Source organism: Cysteiniphilum litorale (genome assembly GCF_003428165.1).
Taxonomy (GTDB): Bacteria; Pseudomonadota; Gammaproteobacteria; order Francisellales; family Francisellaceae; genus Caedibacter; species Caedibacter litoralis.
In genome coordinates this window covers 1-20,409 of record NZ_QLIQ01000040.1, presented here as the reverse complement: position 1 = coordinate 20,409, position 20,409 = coordinate 1, and the positions used below count along the sequence as shown (strand labels likewise).

17 protein-coding genes and 1 pseudogene are annotated in these 20,409 nt (G+C 37.4%); 13 read left to right on the top strand and 5 right to left on the bottom strand.

The window, feature by feature from the left end; genetic code table 11:
• Positions 1-233: 233 nt before the first annotated feature.
• Positions 234-557, bottom strand: a complete 324-nt coding sequence (locus DNJ75_RS12445; protein WP_117003783.1) for a YbjQ family protein — start codon at positions 555-557, stop codon at positions 234-236.
• Between the two features lie 335 nt (positions 558-892).
• Here DNJ75_RS12445 and DNJ75_RS12435 point away from each other — a divergent pair, with 335 nt between their 5' ends.
• Positions 893-1,303, top strand: coding sequence for a hypothetical protein (locus DNJ75_RS12435; RefSeq protein ID WP_150468933.1), 411 nt, complete (start codon positions 893-895; stop codon positions 1,301-1,303).
• A gap of 121 nt (positions 1,304-1,424) precedes the next feature.
• Entirely contained in the window at positions 1,425-1,664 is a 240-nt protein-coding gene (locus DNJ75_RS12430; protein WP_117003780.1) for a hypothetical protein, read from the top strand.
• 1 nt (position 1,665) lies between these two features.
• Here the strand turns inward: DNJ75_RS12430 and DNJ75_RS12425 are convergent, their stop codons facing one another.
• The 4 genes from DNJ75_RS12425 to DNJ75_RS12410 form a co-directional block, all read right to left on the bottom strand.
• A complete protein-coding gene (locus DNJ75_RS12425) occupies positions 1,666-2,070 on the bottom strand; it encodes a hypothetical protein (protein WP_117003779.1) in 405 nt (134 codons plus the stop codon).
• A gap of 9 nt (positions 2,071-2,079) precedes the next feature.
• Entirely contained in the window at positions 2,080-2,328 is a 249-nt protein-coding gene (locus tag DNJ75_RS15505; protein WP_150468932.1) for a hypothetical protein, read from the bottom strand.
• A gap of 98 nt (positions 2,329-2,426) precedes the next feature.
• On the bottom strand, positions 2,427-3,233 hold the full coding sequence (locus DNJ75_RS15585; RefSeq protein ID WP_206609109.1) for a helix-turn-helix transcriptional regulator: 807 nt from the start codon (positions 3,231-3,233) through the stop codon (positions 2,427-2,429).
• Positions 3,234-3,252: 19 nt separating this feature from the next.
• Positions 3,253-4,518: an MFS transporter gene (locus tag DNJ75_RS12410; protein WP_117003777.1), complete on the bottom strand. Its 1,266-nt coding sequence runs from the start codon at positions 4,516-4,518 to the stop codon at positions 3,253-3,255.
• Positions 4,519-6,649: 2,131 nt separating this feature from the next.
• Here DNJ75_RS12410 and ltrA point away from each other — a divergent pair.
• The 11 genes and pseudogenes from ltrA to DNJ75_RS12355 form a co-directional block, all read left to right on the top strand.
• The gene (ltrA, locus tag DNJ75_RS12405) at positions 6,650-8,113 is read left to right on the top strand and encodes a group II intron reverse transcriptase/maturase (protein WP_117003776.1); all 1,464 of its coding nucleotides are present in this window, start codon (positions 6,650-6,652) and stop codon (positions 8,111-8,113) included.
• 328 nt (positions 8,114-8,441) lie between these two features.
• Positions 8,442-9,359, top strand: coding sequence for an NAD-dependent epimerase/dehydratase family protein (locus DNJ75_RS12400; RefSeq protein ID WP_117003775.1), 918 nt, complete (start codon positions 8,442-8,444; stop codon positions 9,357-9,359).
• The gene (locus tag DNJ75_RS12395; protein ID WP_117003774.1) at positions 9,360-10,748 is read left to right on the top strand and encodes a glycosyltransferase; all 1,389 of its coding nucleotides are present in this window, start codon (positions 9,360-9,362) and stop codon (positions 10,746-10,748) included.
• A gap of 2 nt (positions 10,749-10,750) precedes the next feature.
• Positions 10,751-11,785 (top strand): radical SAM protein, encoded by a 1,035-nt coding sequence (locus DNJ75_RS12390; protein WP_117003773.1) that lies wholly within the window; start codon positions 10,751-10,753, stop codon positions 11,783-11,785.
• Between the two features lie 20 nt (positions 11,786-11,805).
• Positions 11,806-13,542 (top strand): methyltransferase, encoded by a 1,737-nt coding sequence (locus DNJ75_RS12385; protein WP_117003772.1) that lies wholly within the window; start codon positions 11,806-11,808, stop codon positions 13,540-13,542.
• Positions 13,529-14,572, top strand: a complete 1,044-nt coding sequence (locus DNJ75_RS12380) for a phytanoyl-CoA dioxygenase family protein (RefSeq protein WP_157968330.1) — start codon at positions 13,529-13,531, stop codon at positions 14,570-14,572. The genes DNJ75_RS12385 and DNJ75_RS12380 overlap by 14 nt, the downstream gene beginning before the upstream one ends.
• A 76-nt stretch (positions 14,573-14,648) precedes the next feature.
• Complete coding sequence (locus DNJ75_RS12375; RefSeq protein WP_170137236.1) at positions 14,649-16,526, top strand: ABC transporter ATP-binding protein; 1,878 nt, start codon at positions 14,649-14,651, stop codon at positions 16,524-16,526.
• Positions 16,526-17,785, top strand: coding sequence for a PLP-dependent aminotransferase family protein (locus tag DNJ75_RS12370; RefSeq protein WP_117003769.1), 1,260 nt, complete (start codon positions 16,526-16,528; stop codon positions 17,783-17,785). Before DNJ75_RS12375 ends, DNJ75_RS12370 begins: the two co-directional genes overlap by 1 nt.
• Positions 17,786-17,896: 111 nt before the next feature.
• On the top strand, positions 17,897-18,934 hold the full coding sequence (locus tag DNJ75_RS12365) for a threonine aldolase family protein (protein ID WP_117003768.1): 1,038 nt from the start codon (positions 17,897-17,899) through the stop codon (positions 18,932-18,934).
• Between the two features lie 270 nt (positions 18,935-19,204).
• The gene (locus DNJ75_RS12360; protein WP_117003767.1) at positions 19,205-19,777 is read left to right on the top strand and encodes a hypothetical protein; all 573 of its coding nucleotides are present in this window, start codon (positions 19,205-19,207) and stop codon (positions 19,775-19,777) included.
• 120 nt (positions 19,778-19,897) lie between these two features.
• Positions 19,898-20,409, top strand: a pseudogene (locus DNJ75_RS12355) (DEAD/DEAH box helicase); the annotation flags it as partial.

Genomic DNA, 20,409 nt, shown 5'->3' with positions numbered 1-20,409 from the left:
TAAATCGATGTTCTAACTACCGAAGTTGCACTAGCATGTAATTTACTCGGGAGCCGGATGCGATAGTTTCGCACGTCCGGTTCTGCGGAGGGGCTGACTGAAGCAATTTGGTCGGTCTACTCACCCATAGCCCGATGATGGAAAAAATGCCATCAAGTCAGTTAAGCAGACACAGGTTGTCCAATGTGTTTTAGTGTTAGGACAGTAAAATGACATAGTAACGGCAAAGCACCCTATTCAATAACTACGGCTGTGCCATAGCAAAAAACTTCACTAATGGCTTCACCATTACCATCCAAACTTGAGGTGTCATAGCGAAAAGCGACAATCGCATTGGCACCAAGTGATTGAGCGCGCTCAATCATATTCTGATAGGCATCTTCACGGCTTTGATTAGCCATATTTGCATAGGCTTGATTATTACCGCCAATGATCTTTTTCAATCCACCGAAAAATCCCTGTGTCCACGTAGGTGTACGCACAATAATACCATGTGCAACACCTTTTACTTCTATAATCTTTTTGCTCGGAATTTCATTTGTTGTTACAACAAGCATGTTAAATACCTTTCTGATCGATTTGTTTTAATTTTATTATTTGCTTTATTTTACAGATAATAAGATAAGCAGGGAAAAAACTCATTACTATTGAAATAAGAATTTTTAATTCTCTTAGATTTGAATACACATTGTCCTGCAATACAAAAAGACAAAAAGCCACAGCCGTTGCCAACAAAAACATCAGTATTATTATAATTGCATTCATATAAAACCTCACTATCAAAAAAAGAAAGTTAGCATTATTCAACTTACTTAATGCTTGAATTAAGTCATTACAAACACAATATTAGCATAAAGCTTGAGAACTTAACGTAAATATAGACATGAATGATATGAGTGATATTGTTTTTAAAACAACTGAAGATCAGCAAAATTTTGAAAAAGCTAAAAAACTGTTAAAGCGCACATTAAAATTATTCCATGCTGACGGTGGTATCGGCATTGCACAGGATCAACACCAAAAAATTCTAAGCTATGAGTTCATCATCAACTTAAACAAAGTACCTGTCAATTTTGGCACCTGTTTGACAACATATGAATTGCTTGAAAAATCCAAGCTTTATCATGAGCTCGTAAAAGATAGTATTACGAGCAAGATTGATATTTATGAAAACTGCGCCAGTAAAGCTCAATCAAATCCAAGTTATCGTCCTTTAATGATTGATCTGCAAATAGCTTCCGAAAAAGTGCGACAGATTCATCAAATTGAAAATAATCTAATGCCTAGTAAACTTGTTCATTGAGCAGTTTGATTTGCAGCACTTCTAACGCCTGTCAATCCTACATTTTGTTACAAAATAATTCTTGTTATTGCTGTTGGTCGCGCCTACATTGTGAGCTACTTGCTATAAAAAGGATTTAGCTATGATTAACCACGCATTCGCTTACGCCAAAGACAGAAAAAACAATACTCTTAAAAACTATAGCTCAAATGAACTCAGTCTACTGGAGAGAGCGGATATGCCTGAATCCGTCAAAATTGCTATTTTGCGAGCTTATGAAAATAGTGTATGCAGAGAAACAGGTATTAATATTAATAGCCGTCAGCCAATGACTGAGAACTATCTGACCACGGTTAAGCAGCGAAAATTTAAGCACCATTAGCTCACAGCTCACATGGATCAATTATTGGCATAATCTTATCAAACACAGGGTAACCTGGATTCTGTTGGCTGATATCACAGTGACTTGATGTAATTAACACACTATCATTTTCAATATGCCATAGCTTAATTAGCTCCTCACCAGTAGGTTCATTTTCCTCAATCGTATATCTGTTATCTAAGATGTAAATCACTCTGATTCCAGCCGTTTTGAGCTTCGTCTTGATGAGTGCAATATGTCTTGTTGTCTGTGCAATATAGATAGGCAACATAAAATTAATATTGGCATCATTAATAAGGGGTATGATGCCAGCGATGTACATTTTCTTATCTTCTCCAACGACAATCGCATCATAATCTTTTAAACGCAGGGACAGTAATTGCAGCAATTGATTCTGGTTATTCATCACAACACCTCAAAAAATCAACATCTCTGATTCGACTTTATGTAAAGTTAAATATCCTTTACCTAATACAAGAACTGATTCACCAGAAAGTAACTTCTGTTTGGCAATATGTGCATCATCTCCAAAGTTTTGCATACAAAGCGCATTTATTTCTGTCATATCTACATGCCGCCTGCACGAATCTCCCAACAAAATATAACTACTCCCATCACTGTACTTTATCTTGTTTGGCTTTGTTGAGATTGAAGCAAACATCATTACACTCCATAGTGCTATTTGTCTTGCCTCATGATAGATATATAACGATGGGAAAATAATCTGTGAAAAGGATATAAAATCCAGAATATGCCATAACTTTAAGCGTTAATATAAGGAAAAAAAAACTGCTCTAGGTTTGACAACCCTTTATCTACAACGTATCTATGCAGTTCTCTTTTATCATGACATCCTGTTTTATCACGTATAATCTGCAAATAAGTTGATACAGTATTTGGTGATCTATTTAACATCTCAGCAATTTGCTTTTCAGTGCATCCATTTGCATAAAGTATCATAACTTCAAATTCACGATCCTTTAGCTCAGTGCTGGCATTTTCAGTCTTTAATTCAAAAGCATAGTCACGTTTTGTATTTTGCATCACTGGTGCCAAGTAGTTCGGAATATTTATTCTGTTTTCTGGCAAATCACATCTAGCAATTAAATCTGACGCCTCTCGATTAAAGTGACTAATAAATTTTAATAACTTACCTCTATGCATATCATAAAACCTATAAGCCTTATCAGCATTACGACAACTGGATGTAAATGCATAAAGATGGTAGCAATTTTGTATATTATCGCGATATACAAACTCTATACGCGCATCTATATCAAAATTACTTCTGGCATCTTCTTGTACATCAGAGATGCTATGATTAGTGTTACGCCTCCAATAGTTAATACCAGATTGTAGCCTTTCTGTCGTTGTTTCTGTTTTTGACAAATATTTATTATAAAAATGGTATGTCCACTCCTCATTAGATATAACATCACAAAATGAACCATCATCATATTGCTTGACGTAAACAAGAAAATTAATGTTTGATTGCTCCCTTAGCGGTCTCCCAATCTCAAGAACTTTTGGTTTTGACTTCAAAATAACTTCATTTGGCACTATATTCATATGTATTTCTCCTATATTTTTAGTTAAATGATTTTTTTGTTTTTAGCAATATGGCTATTGATATAAGAGACAAAGCAAGCATGTAAAAAGCTGGTGCCTCTTTTAAACCTAGTAAATTCCGAAGTATTTCACTTATTGCTGGCGCACTTGCGCCAAATAAAATAACAGATAGCCCCCAGCCTAAGCTTACAACAGAAATTCTGCATGCCTGATTTGCCATTTCAACTATGATGGGAATATATGACGTTGCTAGCGCAGACAAACACAGTGCTGTGAAAACAATACCTAGAATGTTTAGCCACAAGCATGTGCTTTGTAGTAATAAGCTATAAATCGGATAATAAAATACTAGAATCAATATATGTCCAATTAATGAAAGATTCTTTATCCCTATCCTGTCAGACAACATTCCAAAATAGGGGTAAAGCAAAACTAGCAACAACACACACACAAACTCTATAAGCCAAGGAAATATAACTCCATATAATCCATCATATGAGTGATTACCAACAGTTTGACCGCTGTAGTACACAAATGAGAACAGTAAAAATGAATTCGTCGACAAGAAAAAAATAATTTTAAGTATTGAATATAGATTTTCTCTAAAATTAATTAGAAGTGGAACCCTATCGTCAGAAACTTTAACAATCAGTGTTTCAATAAAATTCATCCTAATATAATACACAACAAAAATAAATAAGATGGATAAAAAGAATGGTATTCGCCAACCAAAGCTATTGAATTGTGAACTATCAAGAATAATTAATAATACAATGCAAACCGTAGTACCAAGCATATTTCCCATTAAAGATATAGTTTCGGTAAAACTACACAAAAAGCCTTTATTTTTTTTTGATGATAATTCATATAAAGACACCATAACAGTCGGGAATTCACCTGCGAATGCTATGCCTTGCATAACCCTAATAACAATCAAAATAATTGGTGCAAACAACCCTATTTTTTCATATGCGGGAAGAATAGAAATCGACGTTGCGGCAATTAACATGATTATCACTGTTGAGGTTAAAACTCTTTTCCTACCATATTTGTCGCCAATATATCCCCAAACTATGCCTCCAATCGGTCTTGTCAAATACGCACAAAAAAATAATAAATACGATAGGATCAATTTGGTGCTAGTGTTTAAATATTCTGGAAAAAATATAACGCTGAACGTTGGCGCCAACATTCCATACAAAACAAAGTCATACGTTTCAAAAATATTGCCTAATGAAACCGCCAATATCTGTTTTTTCTGGCTGTAATCTATATGCGAAACCATTCAGCTAACTCAAAGTTTTTTCCTTACCACTAGGAAGCATCAATTTGAGTTGATATTCAATCTATAAAGTGTATCACTGTGTATTAAAAATCAATTGAAAGTAATATTTAATCATTCAAAACATAGTTATGTGACATAGCATATCACTCGAATCAAAGTAAAATTTGGAAATTTGATTAGTCAAATATCATGCTTAGTAGATACCTTGTGAGCATTGAGCTCACGTTTGCCAATTAGGCAAACAGCGATTAATGGGTCTAGGAAAAGATTCTGGACAAATCGGCCAAATGTTTAAATTTCAATCGTGTAATTGTGGTTATGAGATTAAAATATAGCTCACTAAGCGCATAAGTGGTAAATATGCCCTAAATATCACCAAAAAATCTAATCGTATAATACTATGTGAAGAATATAAAATATACAAATTTGTATTTGAGCAGCAATGTGTCTTATGCGATTAGAATTTATTATTAATCGCTTATTCTATAAGAGGTTGATGACTTTATAGCATTATTTGACAGTGTGATTTTAGACTAATATTTACTCATTAGTGCTTGATTTTGGCCGATTTATCCACTTTCTTCAGATTAACCTATTAATTGCTTGGGGACACATTAATTTTCATGGATACTATAGCTTCAATAGCAGTTTCTCTGAAAAATCTTTAAAAGAGATGATCGAAGCCATAAATAAAGGATGATATTATTGATTAAATAAAAATCACTTTACATTACTTGGGGTAGAGCAATAGGACCCCAGTGCGACACGAAGTCGCATATTAGTGCTGCTTCCCGCATCTAAGAGGAAGCCATCTGTGCCACCAGATGAGCCTACCGATCTGAATAAAGAGCGATCGGGACAATGTAACGAAGTGCAGCAATGCACGGGGTGAGAATCGTAAGAGGACAACCCTCCTGATAACCATATGTCGGGTGAGTGCTAGGCAGTTAGTATGGCGAACACATGTGAATCTACGTAGAAAGCGTCATGGTTGAAGGAGCGAAAATGGTTGAAACGCTCTAGCCAAAAGGCAATGAAGGATGGTAAAGGACTCTGGGGTTACCTTTCGTGGTCAACATATCCTTCCGCTTTAATAGTAGGCGCCTAACCTAACACTGCACAATATGCGGAACGTGGAAACCTCGTATTACTCCCTATTTATTGGGAAGGTAAATTGTAAGGTTTACTGATAGTAATACGAGATTGGGATGCTGGAAAAAGCGAATGTCTGATTGTAACGATCAGAATACGAGTTTAAACGTTACTCGACACGAAAGTGTGCCCACGTCCAGCAAGTCTCTCTTTGCAAGAGAGTTTGTGTGCGACCTGAAAGTCGTAATTATGATTGTTGAGCGAGTGCGACTCAACCTGATGTCCCATCATCAGTACCCTACTTGGACATGCGTATGGAGTAATCCATATGTGTGAAGCTTCAAGAACAATGTAGCCTGCAATTATTGGGAGAGATAACCGTGAGGAAATCTCAACTCTGCTAGCATTAAAGCGGTAAGGAGCTAGGGTTGATAATATGGTTAACATATGTGAACTGTCGATAAACATCGTCAGCTTGAACAAGCCTAAAGTGCTGAAAGGCTTGAACCAAAAGGTGGATGGTCAAGTATGTCTGCTACAAACTCAGGCATCATGGGTGCTGCACCATCGGTGGATAGACAGAACCTAAGTTATCAGTTTGTCATAATTACGGAACAGGATAACCCCGTATAGTTCCCTATGGGAAGTGCTACTGTAAAGTACCATGATAACTATGCGGGAGTAGGAAGTTAGAAGAAGCGAATGCAAATCTGTAACGGGTTTGATAGAGGTTTTAACGTTATCTCACGCGAAAGCGGGCAGACGTCTAACTGGTCTCTAATGGCGAGAACATTTGGAGAATCAATTTTACAGGGGAAAGCAAATGACGGCTGTATGGCTGGTGCGCCTCTGACCATTTAGGTCATTGACTCTAAATAAATAAGTATTGCTAAGGTAGGTTTTATCTACTGGGCTTCTAAATAGCTTTATAGAGGCTTGAGCCGTGTGCGGTGAAAGTCGCAAGCACGGTTCTTAGGGGACGGAGTCATGGTAACATGGCTCTGTTACCCGACAGAACCTGAATAATAAGGAAAAGCAAATGACAGCTAATTCATTAACTGGTGCATCCTTAGCATGGGACTTCATCGATTGGAAGATCGTTGAGAAACATGTTAACAGGCTTCAAATGCGTATTGCAAAGGCTACCAGAGAAAGAAAACATGGTAAGGTGAAATCTTTACAATGGATTCTAACTCACTCGTTTTATGCAAAATTACTTGCAGTTAAACGAGTCACGGGCAATAAAGGCAGTAAAACAGCTGGGATAGATAAAGAGCTATGGAAATCAGATAAACAAAAGACAGCCGCGGTTACTCGACTGAAACGACGAGGTTATCAACCACAGCCGTTAAGAAGAATATACATCCCCAAGAAGAACGGTAAACAAAGACCATTAGGCATCCCCTGCATGATCGATCGAGCACAACAGGCATTACACTTGCTTGCCTTAGAGCCTGTATCAGAAGCACTTGCAGACAAGAGTGCCTATGGATTCCGACCCAAAAGGTCTGTAGCCGATGCTATTGCTCAGTGCTTTATCTTATTTAGTAGGAAAGCATGTGCGCCATGGATACTTGAAGGGGATATCAAGGCTTGCTTTGATAAGATTGGCATACAATGGCTTATTGACAATGTGCCAATCGATAAGCAGGTTCTTGAAAAGTGGCTTTCTAGTGGTTACATTGACAAGGGCTTATTCTTTCATACTGAGGAAGGAACGCCGCAAGGCGGGGTCATCTCGCCAACACTTATGTTATTAACCTTAAAAGGTCTGGAGGCTGCTGCTAAAAGATCAGCTCCAAGACGCTCAGATAAGGTTAATGTCATTACCTACGCAGATGACTTCATTATCACCGCCAACTCTAAAGAGACGCTAGAATTAAAGGTCAAACCGGCAATTGAGCGTTTCCTGAAAGAACGAAGTTTAGAGCTTTCACAAGAGAAAACGTTGATAACTCATATCTCAGATGGTTTTGACTTCTTAGGATTTAACATCCGCAAATACAATGATAAGCTGCTCATTAAACCAGCTAAACCAAATGTATTGGCATTTGTTAGAAACATTAAAGCAGTCATTAATAAGAATAAAGCCACCTCTGCTGGTGAATTAATTCAAATTCTCAACCTTAAAATTATGGGTTGGGCGAATTATTACCGACATGTGGTATCTAAAAAGACCTTTGCATATGTTGACCACTGTATATTTGAAGCTCTAATAAGATGGGCGAAAAGAAGACATCCTAATAAAGGGGTTTACTGGGTGATGCGTAAGTATCATGATATTAATCCACCTAATTGGGACTTCAAAGGTGAGGTTACTCTGAAGACTGGAGAGAAAGTTAAACTAACTCGAAAGCGCATGAATACCATCCCTATTCGCCGTCACGTTAAAATCAAAAGTGAAGCAACCCCTTATGATCCTGCATTCAAAGAATACTTTGAGCAACGCAAGATGAATAAAGGTCGCAACATTTGGTTTGACTATCCCAATACCGTGATGTAGTTATTGCCTGATGGTAGCCGGGTAACACAAAACGCCTTTGAGAGGCTCGAGCGTAGTGAAGTGAAAGTTTCATGCTGCGTTCTTCGAGGAGTCGTACTCAGCAATGGGTGCGGCTTACTCTACTATATCCTCCTAGTTTTACTCTACATTGCTTCATACCAGTGCACATACCCACTGGTGATAGCCAAAGCAAAAATATTACATATTGATTCATTTCGTTATATTTTCTTTCTTTATTTACAATTTCCTTAATCATACAATCCTACTTAGTTAATTCCCATAAGTCAGTTATTTCAGATGAAGCTTAAGGATATTGCACTTGACGATTATGATAACAGGATCGCGTGGAGCGATTGGCAGGAGGCTGAAAACAGCTCTAGTCAAATCAGGTGAATGTGTTTTCGGTTATGATCATGGCTATGACCCTGATCATGTAGAATATGGTGATATCAATGATCAACATTTACTAAGAGATAAACTATGCGATATGAAAGTCGAAGGGATTATACATCTTGCAGCAGTGTCCCGTGTTCAGCTTAGCCAAAGTGACGAACAACGGTGCTTTTGTGTTAATGTTGAGGGCTCTAGAAACGTTTTTAATGGTGCCTATCAAAGTCAACTGAAACCTTGGGTAATATACGCCAGCACACGTGAGGTGTATGGACAGCAAGAACACTTTCCCGTTAAAGAAGATGCAAGCTTAATTCCCTGTAATGTTTATGGACAATCGAAACTTAAAGCAGAAGAAATTGCTGCTGTTTATCAACGTGCAGGTTTAAGCATAACTGTGATGCGCTTATCTGCCGTTTATGGTGCCATTAAACATTATCAGGAAAACAAAGTAGTTACAGCGCTAACACGTCAGGCATTACTCGGTAGAGATCTCGAGATTAATGGGGCGCACAATATATTTGATTTTATTCATGTTGATGATGTTATTCGCGCTATTGGTCTTGCTATTGAACGTTGCCGACTACAAAAAAAAGGGTTACCTCCTATCAATGTATGCTCAGGCATTGGAACCTCTTTAGAGCAACTTGCTCAAACTATTTTAGGTATGATAAACAGCAACAGCAGAATTATTAGAAAAAATGCTGATAGCTCATTTGCTTCACGCTTTATAGGTTGTCCTAAGCTTGCTTCAGACTTAATGGGTTGGCAGCCATTAATTTCACTAGAAGAAGGTATTCAACAGTTCATTGAAATGCTTTCATCCAATCATCATTTACTTAAAGAGGCTGTATAAGTGAAAATTCTTAAGGTTATTCATGGTTATCCACCAACTTATAATGCGGGATCTGAGGTATATAGTCAGACATTGTGTCATGCTTTAGCAGATGCGGGACATCAAGTCGATGTCATTACCAGAGAGGAGAATCCATTTGCTAAAGATTTTAGCTATAGACAATCATTTGATGTTAATCATCCAAACATCAGATTGCATATAATCAATCTATTACTTGAAAGAGTACGTTATGCTTATAACTGTGATGAAGTGAATGCCGTTTGCCAACAAATTATCAATTCACTGCGTCCCGACATTGTGCACATTGGTCACTTAAATCATTTATCGATCGGTATCGTCACTGTGGTTAAGTCATTTAATATTCCAGTGATTTACACTATTCATGATTTTTGGCTGATGTGCCCACGTGGTCAATTTATTCAAAGAAACTCACCAACACCATGGCAACTATGTGATGGTCAGGATGACTTAAAATGTGCAACAAAGTGTTATTCTGGGTATTATTCGGGTACTCGAACGGACTATGATGTTGATAGTGATTTCTGGCGCCAATGGATTAGTCGTAGAATGTCATCAGTTAGAAATGTTTGTGATAAAATTGACTTGTTTATTGCACCATCACAAGCGTTAATCAAGCGATACGTTGACGAGTTTGGACTGCCTGAACGTAAAATTGCTTATATTGACTATGGCTTTGATATCCAGCGACTAAAGCTCAGAAAAAGGCGGCAGGAATCAGTATTTGTTTTTGGTTATATTGGCACGCATATTCCTGCAAAAGGAATTGATCTTCTCATTCGCGCATTTGCTGAAGTGGTCAAAAATCATCAGGCAGTTAAGCTCAGAATCTGGGGAAGGTCACGGGATCAGAATACTAAAGCACTCAAGAAATTAGCGCAAGATCTGAAGGTATCATCAGAGCAGTTGATTGAGTGGATGCCAGAATATGCCAATCATAAATTAATGGATGAGGTATTTAACGAAGTTGATGTCATTGTCGTTCCCTCTATTTGGCAGGAAAATTCGCCGTTGGTGATTCATGAAGCCTTACAGGCGCGCGTTGGTGTTATTACCGCTGATTTTGGTGGCATGGGTGAATACATTAAGCACCGTCAAAATGGTTGGGTATTTCAGCATAGAAGCCATCAAAGTTTAGCCGATGTGATGCATGAAGTGCTTACCACAAATCCTGCGTCTTATCAAAGCATCGTCGATCGCGGATATTTACTGAGTGAAGATGGTCATGTGATTGATATTGCTGATCAGGCGGCTTACTTTACGCATTTGTATCAATCGTTGATTTATCAAAATTTATCCAACAAATCTGATAACAGTAAAAGTAGTAAAAGTAGTGAAAATAATAAAAAAGAGAATTTACAAGGTGTCTAGTCATGAATAATCATAACCTTTGGCGTGTAACAATTGATACAAATCCAGATGATTGCAATCTCTCATGTATTATGTGTGAAGATCATTCACCTTACAGCAATACCCAAAAAGACAGGATTCGTAACAGACTCCCTAAGCGCAGGATGCCATTTGAGCTTGTTGAGAAGGTTTTTGCAGAGGCTAAAGCACTCGGTGTTAAAGAGATTATCCCATCGACGATGGGAGAGCCATTGATATATCCTCATTTTGAGCGCATCATCGCATTATGTCATCAGCATCAACTGAAGCTCAATCTGACAACCAATGGTACGTTTCCCAAAAAAGGGGTTGATGAGTGGGCAAAGTTAATTATTCCCATTGGCTCCGATGTTAAGATTTCTTGGAATGGTGCAACAAAAGCAACACAAGAGAAGATTATGCTTAAAACCAAGTGGGAGAAGGTTTTATCAAATCTTAAAACATTTATTCGTATTAGAGATGAAATTGCTGCTGCTGGCGGTAACTATTGCAGCGTTACTTTACAGTTAACTTTTATGGAAGAAAACCTTAACGAGCTCGATAAAATTGTCGAATTAGGTGTATCCCTTGGGGTTGATCGTATCAAAGGACATCAATTATGGACGCATAATTTTCCGATGTTACAAAAGCAATCCTTGCGCAAAGATAGTGATGCCATAGCACGTTGGAATATTGCCGTTGAGAAGGCGCAAGCACTATCAAAACGTCAGACGTTACCTAATGGTAAGTATATAAAATTGGTTAACTTTGATCATCTTGAAGATTCAGCGGTTAACAATCTCTCACCAAGTGGTGTATGCCCTTTTTTAGGTAAGGAGGCATGGATTGCATCAGATGGTCGTTTTAATCCATGCTGTGCACCGGAGAAAGAAAGACGTGCATTGGGAGATTTCGGTAATCTTCATGTCAATTCGCTGAATGAGATTTTTAACTGTGACGCGTATAAGAAGTTATGTCAAAATTATATGCAACACACGGTATGTCAGAAATGTAACATGCGCCAAGTGCCAGTTGCTTAGTGTCATCGGTGGTATTGATCATGCAAAATAATTATAAACACATTAAGGTATCGGCATGCGCTACCTATCATCAGTTAGCTGGACAGCCGATAACTGACAAAACCTATCATTGGGTGATGAAATTTCATTTTCCAGGATTTGCTCCTGTTGCTGATGACAGTGGTAGTTATCACATTGATATTGATGGACAACCAGCCTATGAACATAGGTATCAAAAGGTATATGGTTTTTATGATGAATGTGCTGCAGTTGTTGATCACAATGATCGATGGTTCCATGTCAATACCGAGGGTAATCCGGTATACATAGGCAATTATCATTGGTGTGGTAATTTTCAGGAGGATTCTTGTGTCACGCAGTCAGAAAATGGCTTTCAACACATTTCAAAATCCGGAGATTCACTTTATGCCGCTTATTATGATTATGTTGGTGACTATAAAGATGGTGTTGCAGTTGCTATCAGCAATGGACGTTTTTTTCACATTGATATCAACGGCTGTAGAATAAATAATGTAGATTATCTTTTTTTAGATGTTTTTCATAAAGGCTTTGCGCGTGCCCAAGATGATCAAGGCTGGTTTCATATTAATAAACAAGGAATCGCAGTATATAAAGATAGATATAAATATGTTGAGCCTTATTACAATGGTATGGCGTTTGTTCAAACGTTTGATCAGCAGTTTGTACGCATCAATGAAAAAGGTGAAGTGATTGATATCATAACCACAAAGGACTCAGATGGTGTTGCTGAGCTTTCGTCAAAGATGGTTTCTTTCTGGTCAATTTATGTTATTTCAACGGCATTATCTGTTGGTATTTTTGAACGACTATCTCACGGCAAAATGCACATTGATCAATTAATCAAAGCATTAAAAACAGCGAGTGCTCACCACTCAGATAAATTATTAGATGCGTCATCGCAGAAAGGAATCATTGATGAACAAAACCTTTTAAGATTGCTGCGAGGCTTATGGGAAATTAACCTTGTTCATTATGACAAGACAATGTGGCAACTGACAGATTTAGGAATATTATTTGTCAACTCACCTGATCATTTTATGGCGGATGCTTCACAAATGTGGCTTGCGGTTATGCAACAATGGCAAACTCAACCTTTATTAACCCTGCTTAAGCAAAAACCTGTACATCATCGATGCTTCAAAGATAATGCCAATATTGAAGATTTGCGTATTTATCATCGAACATTGATAGGTTATGCGCGTCGTGATTTTGCAACAATATCCGATCATGTTATATTTGCTCAGAATACCTCCATACTGGTAGCAGGGACTTGCGCACGAGTAATTATTCCACATTTAGCAAGTAAATACCCTGAGTGCCATTTTACTTATTATGATAATAAGGCGCGACTACGTGACTTTGAACCTTGGCAAAATCTGAAAAACGTAAGCGTTGCTGATTTTGATTTATTATCGCCATGGCATGATAAATATGATTATCTTATTTTTCCAAGATATCTACACTATTGGTCAGATCGTGAGATGCCTTCATTACTTGATCATGCCAGTAAAGCACTTAATCGTCATGGTAAATTGATTGTACTTGAGATGTTAATTGATGAAGATACCCCACAGGGTAGCTTACTGGATCTTAATATGATGATTGAAACAGGTGGAAGACTTCGCAGTAGACAAATGTGGGAGCATCTTATGCAATCATCTGCTTTGGTGTTAACAAAACATGTATCGCTTAAAAGTTACTTATCGATGCTGGAGTTTAGCCATGTTAACAACTGATGCAGAAATACTGACAAATGGTGTTGATTTCTTGCCAGAACTGATTAATGCTAAAACACTTATGGTGCCGATAAAAGCAATGCATATGCATATCGATTGTTGTGCTAGAGAGATGAATTGCTCACGCTCACATTATTTATCGAGTGTGAGTAGATGGGCAGCTCCTTCCGCCATTATCGAGCCATTTACTGATGTCATCAAATCGCTTCATAAGAAGCTTGAAAGTTACTTAAATCAATCTATTAAGTTAACAAAGACCAATGTGATCTGCAAAAATGAATATGCTTGCGATGCTATCCCATTTCATCAGGATATTGCATATCACACAAATCCAAAGGAATATTACAGCTTTACGTGTTGGTTATCATTGTCAACAATCACAACGCAAGATGGACCGTTGTTGTGTTTGCCCGAGCCATCAACTGGCGTCATTGAACCTGCAGTTGACTTTTGGGGTATTGATTTCATTGACCAAAAAGCCTTAGATAAAAACTTTGTTGAGAAAGTCGTTTCTTATCCATGTAATATCGGTGATGCAGTTCTCTTTAATGCATACATCTGGCATGGTAGCCCGCAGAGTCAAACCAAACATGATCGATATGCCCTCGTTACAAGATGGCTCATTGAGGAAGATGTGCCTTCGCATGTTAATATCCCCAACCCTGTTTCTGGTAAATTTGGTATGTGGTGCTGTCATAATGAGACGATTAAAATTTTGAGTGCGTTGTTAGATTTATTTAGCATGAGTAATAGGCATGACAGTATCGAATTGATGATTGACAAGGTCATACTCATATTACCTGAGCTAAACTGGGTTGTGAATATGAAAGCTGCCGAATATGCATTACAGCGTTTAAAGACATTGCATATGGCATCAAAACTGCACAATGCAGGTGATTCACAGGGCGTAGTGTATAAGACATTATGGCATAATCTACTCAAAGATTCTCAACAACAGGTAGCTAAACTGACTAGACAAGATCAGCAAAAGCCAGTCATCATTCGATGCCCAGATACAGCCATTGCATAACAGTTTGAAAAATATAGGGCATATGCAAAATATTCCAGAGATAAAAGAGATAAAAGAAGTCAAAGGAAAGCAAGAAATGCAAAGACGATATATTACCTCGCCGATGAAATTTATCCTGTTATTTGCTACCAAGCAGCAATCGGTTTTTATTTGTCAGGCATTACTTTGTCTTGTATGGTCTTTAAAGGAGTCAATGTTTCCTTATTTTTTGAAGAAAGCAGTTGATAATGTGTATGCTAATCCAACAGATATAATGGTACTCGTTTATCCTTTAGGTTGGCTAGTTATCATATGGGTTGCGATGGAATGTGCCATGCGTATACAGGGTATGTTAAGTATTTACGCATTTCCAAGGTTCCGTCAGTCAATACGTACTTATCTTTTTACCCAAATATGTCATGTAAAATACACACAATTTATAAAAAATCATGTTGGTGAATATACCGAACATATCAATAATACGCCCTCTGCATGCCATCGTGTACTTGAGATAGTTATACTTCATTTTGTTTCTATTTTTGGTGCACTCATCGTTGCCATCATTCTTCTTTTTGGCGTACATATTTGTTTTGCAATCGCCTTATTACTATGGATTAGTGTGCACTTGTCGATTGTCAAATTAATCAACCCTCAAATAGCGCATTATGGCGATCTTCATGCTCAAAGCGTTACAAAGCTATCTGGGCAAGTTAATGATGTGTTTGCAAATTTTCTACCAATGAAATGGTATCGAAAAGAGCACTATGAAATTGAGCGTTTTGAAAACAATCAACTGCATGAAGTTGAAAATGCTTATTTAGCACAAAGGTGTTTTGAAAAAATGCGTTTATATCAGAGTATGAGTGCTATTTTATATATGACTGTTATGGCATTATTGATGCTTTGGTTATGGTCACAACAGTTAATATCAATAGGCGATTTACTGTTGGTGCCAATGTTATCATTTAGCTCAGTAGGAATGATATGGTGGTTAACGCAAGAGTTGAGCATGCTCTATCGTGAGCTAAACCGTATTCGATTTTCACTCCAATTTGTTAATAGTCTCACAGCAATGGCTGATCGTAAAGAAGAGCAAAAGGTTAATGTCAAAAATAATAAAAATAATAAAGATGATAAAGATAATAGAGACAATGAAAGTAATAAAAATGAAGCGTTAAAAGACTTACAGGTTAAACTCACGATCGGTGATGATGACATTGCTGTTAATCACGCTTCAATAGCATGCGTTGATGTATCTTTCAATTACCAAGATAAAGTGATACTTAAAAACTTCAATTTGCAACTAGGGAAACAATGCCATCTTGCGATTGTTGGTATGTCAGGTTCTGGTAAATCAACGTTGATTAAACTGATCACTGGGATATTGCAACCACAGAAGGGTAAGATTTATCTTAATGGAAACGATATCAGCACACTTGATTCATCTTTGATTGGACGCTTGATTGCCGTTGTACCGCAAGAGCCGATTCTGTTTAATCGTAGTATTTTTGACAATATCCACTATGGTCGTTTATTTGCTAGCCCTGATGAAGTTTTTAATGCAGCAAAATTAGCATTGTGTGATCAGTTTATTGAACGTTTTGATTCGCAGTATCATACCATAGTCGGCGAGGGTGGTGTGCAACTTTCAATAGGGCAAAAGCAACGCATTATGATTGCCAGAGCAATTTTATCAAAGGCAAAAATTGTGATTTTAGATGAACCAACGGCAAGCCTTGATGTAATGACAGAAACATTTTTGATCAAGACACTCAAAGTTGCCTTAAAAGACAAGATAGTCTTGTTGATATCACATCGCATCAATGCCTTAGCGTTGGTAGATAGCATCATGGTTTTAAACGCAGGAGAAGTAATTGAGACAGGGTCTTTAGAGCAACTTCACCACAGTAAAGGTGTGTTTTATCAGATGTTTGGTCAAGGACAAGAGAGTAGCTTTAGTGATGAGAGTGTTTGATGGAAGCGCTAGAACAGTTAAATGACTTTTTAAAAGAAGATTGTACTTACAGGTCATCGATACTTAATTTAAATGCCTCAGAGAATCATATGAGTCTGAGTGCTAAAAAGATACTGACCTCAACTGCTTATGATTGTTATGATTTTCCACCATGCGCGGGTGAGATATTTGGCGCATGGCATTTTAGTGAAGCGTGCCATCATGCCAAACTTAGTGCATTTATTGCCGACCAGACACAATATTTTTTGGGCACCAGACGCGTTGATTTTCGCCCACGAGGAGGGCAGGCAGCAGAGATATCTATATTACTTGGTTTGGCAAATAGTGGTGATCATGTTTTTTATGTGTCAGAGCATTGCGGTGGACATTTTGGATTAAATTATATTGCGAGTAAATGCGGTATTTCAATGCATGATATTGTTTTTGACCAGCATACACATTTGATTGATATTGAACGGACATTAACGATGATGTCTAACGTTTGGCAAGCAAGCTCAAATAAATTAATGCTCGTTAATCAGAGCTTTATTGTGCAGTCTCAGCCTTGGGAAAAAATTGTCTCGGCTTTTAAAGCACAATATCCAAATATGGTGATTAGTTGCGATATCTCTCATTTATTGGGTCTGATTATCGGACAGCAACTTGCAAACCCTTTGCGTTATGGTGTTGATATTATTCATGGCAGTACACACAAAACGTTTCCAGGCCCTCAAAAGGCAATCATTGCGTTTCATTGTGATTTTAATCACGATGATGAAGCTAAAATTAGGCATAGTATTTCACCTGGATTGCAATCAAACTCAGGTACCGCGGAAATGATGGCTTTGGCTTATGTGTTTTGTGAAATGAGAGTTCATGCTATAGCTTACGCTAAAAGTGTTTGTGAACATGCACAAATCATGGCAAAGCATTTAATTAATGAGAGGATCAATGTTTGCGGCTGTCAATTTAACTATACCCAAACACATCAGTTGTGGTTGCCAATGACATCGGAGGGCGATGCTTGGAACGTCTTTGCCCGATTACATCAAGCAGGCATTCGTGTTTTACCTGCATGGTTGCCGTTTGAAAATAGCTGGGGCATTCGATTGGGAACCAATGCCCTAACAAGACGAGGATTGATCGCCGAAGATTTTTTAACAACTGCACATTGGATTGCTGAAGTGATTAATGCCAAAACAAATATTAAAGGTTTAAGAACAAAAGTAAGTGCACTTGCAACTAAATATCCTTTAACACAATTGAAATATACGTTGTGATAACAATAGCGCTTGTAAATTATTTTATGATGTTGCGTATCTAAGGAAGTTAAGAGGTAAATAAAAGGTAAATAAGATGTTTAAAATGATTGATCATTAAGGTGAGAAAAGATGAGTAATATTCAATATGATTTGTTTAGTGATACTAATGTGAATCCCTCTGATGCTATGCGACAGATGATTAGTAAAGCAACAGTTGGTAACGAGGCAGCAGGTGAAGATCCAACAGTGAATTTGCTGCTGGCGCGGGTTTGTGAATTATTGGGAAAGCCTGCGGCAGTTTTTATGCCAACTGGAACGATGTGTAATGGTGTTGCTTATCGAACACTCTGTCAGCCTGGAGATCGAATTATTATTGAAAAAAGTGCACATCCATTGAATATGGCATCGGGCATGATTGGTGGATTAGTTGGTGCCCAACCACAAATCATCGAAGGAATACGCGGGATATTTAGTGTTGATCAATTAAAGCAGGCTATTGGGCTTAATAGCGGATATAATATTGCTAAAGCAACGGTCGTTTCGATAGAGCAAACGACAAATCTAGGTGGTGGTGCCATCTGGTCATTAGAAGCTATTAATAACATTTGCGAATATGCGCATCAAAATGGACTTAAAGTACATATGGATGGTTCAAGATTGTTAAATGCATGTACAGCAACAGGGATTAAAGCCAGTAGCTATTGTGAACATATTGACTCGGTATGGATTGATTTTGCTAAAGGTCTAGGCGCTCCGATGGGATCAGTACTTGCTGGCAGTAAAGCATTTATTGATAAAGCCTGGTTTTATAAATTCCAGCAAGGCGGTGTGATGCACCAGGCAGGATTGATGGCTGCAGGTTGTATTTATGCACTTGATCATCATATTCACCGATTGGGCGAGGACCATGCCAATGCTCACTATTTTGCAGAATGCTTAGCTAAGCATGATGATATAGAAGTCATGCCTGTTGAAACCAATATTGTCATTTTTACCCTCAAATCAAATGCTTTTGATGCCTATCAATTGCAGCAAATACTTTTGCAAAAGGGTATTAGGCTCCTCGCTTTGAATCATCGACAATTAAGGGCTATTTTTCATATGGATATACAACGTAACAGTATTGATAACATAGTTGAAATGATTATCGACTCATTAACAGAATAACCATTGTCATCGTATATTAACTTACATTACCTTAAGCATGAGGTTACTCTACTTATGTATCATGTAGAAAAATATATAGTCATTTTCATAAATACCCATGCCAATCTAATTGATATGTAAAAAGGCTTATTAGAGGCACAGTTGACCGGTTATATACTAGAGTTACTACATTAATTCTTTTTGATACATTTGGGATAAATCTTTTATATCTTATTCATGGCAGTATAAGAAGCAGTGGACATGTGATAATGATTCTGATTAGTCATATATATGAAAAAAAATTTGAGAATTTTTGCGGTACTGGTCATGGCATTGCTCCACCTAATTTCTGGCTACTCAAATGATCACTTAAAAAACAAAGGCGTTATACTTAAGGTAAATCATTTTTCGTTTTTTGTTCCCAAAAAAGACTCAGTTTGTGCATATGAAATTATTAATCAAAAAGATGATACGTCAACACATAGTTATAACTGTCAACTGCATATCTATCATGATACAGAAGATAACACCATCGTTTTAACATATGAAATAAAAGGGCAATGGACAAGTCAATATGCGCAAGCAGATGATGGTTGGTATTGGCATATCACAGAAGTTCCTAATCCTAAAAGTAGATTAGTTTTATATGCTCCATTCTTTGCTGAGTTTAAAGACATAGGATTAAAAATGACGGTTGTTAGCAAAAGTAGCTTTAAAAATGAGTTAACCATCAATGGTGGTCTCTTAGTTATAGGCAATAAGTTACATACTTTAACGTCTGTTGCTAAGCTGTCACTAAGTACTGGTTACCCATTATTTGAAGGATCAATGCAGTGGGAACCTTTTCATACGGTTTCTGTGTAACTTAAATTGCTTAGCATATGCTATGTTGATAGAATCTGCTAAGCTGTCACGCCTATATACAATGTTTTTTGGTGGCGTAAACATAGTATAGACGACACCTATAGTTATAAGGATCATAATATGAAACTGATACATTTAGTCTGGGTTGCAAGCTCAGACACGGATAATAATGGTCATCTGAATCTATGGCTTGAATCACCTAAAGCTCTTAATAAAAAAGAGGCTTACCCCTATCAAGTAGATCAAAAAATGCTGGATGAGTTTGCTCAGATGTTTTTTAAAGATCACGTTTTTAAACAGACTAAGCTCACCATGCATTTTCCGTGCAATAAAGAAAATGCACTCATCCCATCACCGCTGATTGCCAATATCGCTGATATTGAAAATCGTGAGGTTGAGTCATTGGTGCCGCTAATGATTCATACACTAGAGATTCAAGATGCGCTGAGCTTTGTTAAAGATCTGAATTTTGCCAGTTATTACTTTGACGATAATGTTCAGCTTTCCGATGATGCCAGATTCTGGATTGCCGTAGTACGTGAGTTATCGACATTAATTAAACATGACCAGTACATTCCTTATATCACTGCGTTAAAACAGCGCACTAAACTCAATTTTACGATGAAATGGCA

Bases quoted from the DNA above. Each gene is read 5' to 3' on its own strand.
- DNJ75_RS12445 (WP_117003783.1), bottom strand. From the start codon at position 557: ATGCTTGTTGTAACAACAAATGAAATTCCGAGCAAAAAGATTATAGAA.
- DNJ75_RS12435 (WP_150468933.1), top strand. From the start codon at position 893: ATGAGTGATATTGTTTTTAAAACAACTGAAGATCAGCAAAATTTTGAA.
- DNJ75_RS12430 (WP_117003780.1), top strand. From the start codon at position 1,425: ATGATTAACCACGCATTCGCTTACGCCAAAGACAGAAAAAACAATACT.
- DNJ75_RS12425 (WP_117003779.1), bottom strand. From the start codon at position 2,070: ATGAATAACCAGAATCAATTGCTGCAATTACTGTCCCTGCGTTTAAAA.
- DNJ75_RS15505 (WP_150468932.1), bottom strand. From the start codon at position 2,328: ATGATGTTTGCTTCAATCTCAACAAAGCCAAACAAGATAAAGTACAGT.
- DNJ75_RS15585 (WP_206609109.1), bottom strand. From the start codon at position 3,233: ATGAATATAGTGCCAAATGAAGTTATTTTGAAGTCAAAACCAAAAGTT.
- DNJ75_RS12410 (WP_117003777.1), bottom strand. From the start codon at position 4,518: ATGGTTTCGCATATAGATTACAGCCAGAAAAAACAGATATTGGCGGTT.
- ltrA (WP_117003776.1), top strand. From the start codon at position 6,650: ATGACAGCTAATTCATTAACTGGTGCATCCTTAGCATGGGACTTCATC.
- DNJ75_RS12400 (WP_117003775.1), top strand. From the start codon at position 8,442: ATGATAACAGGATCGCGTGGAGCGATTGGCAGGAGGCTGAAAACAGCT.
- DNJ75_RS12390 (WP_117003773.1), top strand. From the start codon at position 10,751: ATGAATAATCATAACCTTTGGCGTGTAACAATTGATACAAATCCAGAT.
- DNJ75_RS12385 (WP_117003772.1), top strand. From the start codon at position 11,806: ATGCAAAATAATTATAAACACATTAAGGTATCGGCATGCGCTACCTAT.
- DNJ75_RS12380 (WP_157968330.1), top strand. From the start codon at position 13,529: ATGTTAACAACTGATGCAGAAATACTGACAAATGGTGTTGATTTCTTG.
- DNJ75_RS12375 (WP_170137236.1), top strand. From the start codon at position 14,649: ATGCAAAGACGATATATTACCTCGCCGATGAAATTTATCCTGTTATTT.
- DNJ75_RS12370 (WP_117003769.1), top strand. From the start codon at position 16,526: ATGGAAGCGCTAGAACAGTTAAATGACTTTTTAAAAGAAGATTGTACT.
- DNJ75_RS12365 (WP_117003768.1), top strand. From the start codon at position 17,897: ATGAGTAATATTCAATATGATTTGTTTAGTGATACTAATGTGAATCCC.
- DNJ75_RS12360 (WP_117003767.1), top strand. From the start codon at position 19,205: ATGAAAAAAAATTTGAGAATTTTTGCGGTACTGGTCATGGCATTGCTC.